Below are 2,866 nucleotides of genomic sequence, written 5' to 3' on the forward strand. Positions count from 1 at the left end.
ATTATTTTACATGAAACCACAAAACACATAAAACCAGTTATTTAAAGCATAAAAAAAATGAAATTATTTTTCAATATGCATAACCTGTCACATAAAACCTATTAACTAAAGCGACTAACGAACTCCAAACAGCCTTTACAGAGGACCATTAAAAGACAAACTATAAAGTTGTAATTTTAAAGCTTAAGATAAATCAATTATGTCATTAACAGAATCGATACCATTAAGACCTCGTTTTTCAGAAGATGTGGATTATGACCTACCACAATTGATACAAAGATTTAAAAAAGCGAAATCAAATAGGTTTAATCACAAAATATCGATTAGTGAAAATCATATTTTTCTGAGTATTGCAAAAACAGAGCAACATTTCTGGTCGCCTCAACTGCATCTGGAGATAAGAGAAGAAAATTCGGGTAACAAAATAAATGGGCTTTTCGGACCTAATCCTACCGTTTGGACCATGTTTATGTTTCTTCACTTTATTATAGGCACATTGTTTATTGGATCTTCTATATGGGGCTACACAATATTTATAACAAAAAACAGCTACCTTATTCCTATTCTCCTTAATACCTTACTAATGATCATCTGGTTATTATTTTATATAGCAGGAAGAATAGGAAAAAGAAAAGCCCGTCCACAAATGAACGAGCTTTATAGTTTATTTAAAGAAGTTTTGAGCAACATAAATTAAGATTGTCTGGATCAAGCCATCCAGCAAAACAAAAACTAAGGCTTACGACTACCCATTATTTAGACACCATTTATCGCCTACTTTAAATTAAGGCTGACTTTAAAATTATATAGCCTCTTAATAAAATAGAATACTCGTATCAACAACTTGAGGTGATAGCAGTCCATAAGTTTAGTTTCCCTAAAGAAACTATAACTCTGTTGTTGAATTATTCCTTACCTAATTCTACAGCTCTATCAAAAGCCGCATAAGCAGCATCCTGTATCAATTGCTTTACATTATTATCATCCATAGAATCTATGGCTGCTTGAGTGGTACCTCCTTTAGACGCTACTTTATCGATCCATCGCTCTGGTGTAATGTCAGACTGGTTAAATAGTTCAATAGCACCTTCAAAGGTATTACTCACCAATACTTTTGAGTCGTAATCTGAAAAGCCCATTTTAAGAGCAGCTTCTAGCATGGACTGCATGAAGTAAAAAACATAAGCCGGACCGCTACCAGAAATACCGGTAGAGGCATCTATAAAATTCTCTGTCTCTACATGGATAGAGGTTCCTGTGGTATCCAACAAGTGTCTAGCTGTAAGCATTTCTATTCTAGAGACGGCTTGAGAGCCTGTATAAGAGGTCACTCCTTTTCCAACTTGCGCAGGTAAATTAGGCATGGTTCTTATGATCTTGCCAACGCCTAATCCTAGTTGGATCGTTTCTATAGTAACACCAGCCATTAAAGAAATGATAAGTTGTTGATCGCGCACCATAGGTTTCATTTCTTCAAATAGGTCTGGGCTATGATAAGGTTTTACAGCTATAAACACCATATCTGCTTTAGGCAAACAATCTCGTAATGAAGTATGCACTTCAAAGACTTTTTCTTCTTTAAGTTGTTTTATCTTATCCGGATCGGTATCATAAATTTGTAGTTTTCTTTTACCTAGTATGATTGAGTCGCTCATTCCCATGGCATAGGTTAATCCCATGTTTCCTGCTCCTATAACGAGTACTTTCATGTAATTTTATTTAAAACTTGAATTCCGGTAATAAAAGCATTTTTAGTATTGAATGCAAATATTTTTAGGCTCGGTAAAGAAATTCAAGGCTTCAAAACCGCCTTCACGGCCTACACCGCTGTCTTTCACACCACCAAATGGTGTGCGCAAATCTCGGTTTAACCAGGTGTTTACCCAAACTATTCCTGCTTCTAGCTCATTGCTCAATCGCATGGTACGGCTTAAATCGTTGGTCCACAACGTGGCGCTTAATCCGTATCGAGTGCCATTTGCTAATTCTAGCGCATGAGCTTCGTCCTTAAATGGCATGATGGTTACTACTGGTCCGAATATTTCTTCTTGGTTCAATTTGCAATCGTTGGATTGTACTTCTATGACGGTAGGTTCTAGATAATAGCCATCTTCATAATCTGTTATGGTCACACGATTGCCGCCGGTTAAGATGTTGTACTCTTTTGGGTTCGCTTTCGCGAAAGCGAGATACTCCTCAATTTTATCTCTATGAGCAGCACTTACCACAGCACCTACCTTACTGCTAGCTTCACAAGGATGTCCTACCTGAAGTTGTTGCACACGAGTAATAAAGTCACTCTTGAATTTCTCGTAAATGGATTGTTCCACAAAAATTCTACTACCACACAAACAGATCTGACCTTGATTTGCAAAGGATGATCGTAGTGTTGTGGTAAGCATTTTATCATAATCACAGTCGGCAAAGATGAGGTTAGGGTTCTTGCCACCTAATTCCAACGATAATTTTTTAAACATGGGCGCAGCGGTTCTAGCGATATGCTCGCCAGTAGTCGTTCCACCAGTAAAACTAATCGCTTTAATATGTGGATGCGCTACGATAGCCTGACCACAACTACCGCCTAAACCATGTACGATATTCAAGACACCAGCTGGTAATCCTGCCTTTTTTACGATGTCGCCTAATAAGTAAGCAGTTGCTGGAGTGACTTCGCTAGGTTTTGCCACCACACAATTCCCAGCCGCAATCGCCGGAGCAATCTTCCAGCTGAATAAGTACAAGGGCAAATTCCATGGCGAGATGCATCCTACAACACCTATAGGTTTGCGTAGGGTGAAATTCATGGTGCTTCTTCCTACCGTTTCATGAGCATCACTAGAATATTGCGTAATTGCGTTTCCATAAA

3 protein-coding genes are annotated in these 2,866 nt (G+C 38.0%); 1 reads left to right on the forward strand and 2 read right to left on the reverse strand.

What is annotated here, in order from left to right; all coding sequences use genetic code 11:
- The first annotated feature begins 199 nt into the window (after positions 1-199).
- The gene (locus ACTF48_RS10935; RefSeq protein WP_438963195.1) at positions 200-697 is read left to right on the forward strand and encodes a GTP-binding protein; all 498 of its coding nucleotides are present in this window, start codon (positions 200-202) and stop codon (positions 695-697) included.
- Between the two features lie 208 nt (positions 698-905).
- Here the strand turns inward: ACTF48_RS10935 and proC are convergent, their stop codons facing one another.
- Both proC and ACTF48_RS10945 read right to left on the reverse strand, forming a co-directional pair.
- Positions 906-1,709, reverse strand: a complete 804-nt coding sequence (gene proC / locus ACTF48_RS10940; protein WP_438963196.1) for a pyrroline-5-carboxylate reductase — start codon at positions 1,707-1,709, stop codon at positions 906-908.
- A 42-nt stretch (positions 1,710-1,751) separates the two neighbouring features.
- The coding region (locus tag ACTF48_RS10945) for an aldehyde dehydrogenase (RefSeq protein ID WP_438963197.1) at positions 1,752-2,866 on the reverse strand (1,115 nt) is incomplete at its 5' end.

The sequence above is a fragment of the Nonlabens sp. genome (assembly GCF_965660805.1).
Classification (GTDB): Bacteria; Bacteroidota; Bacteroidia; order Flavobacteriales; family Flavobacteriaceae; genus Nonlabens.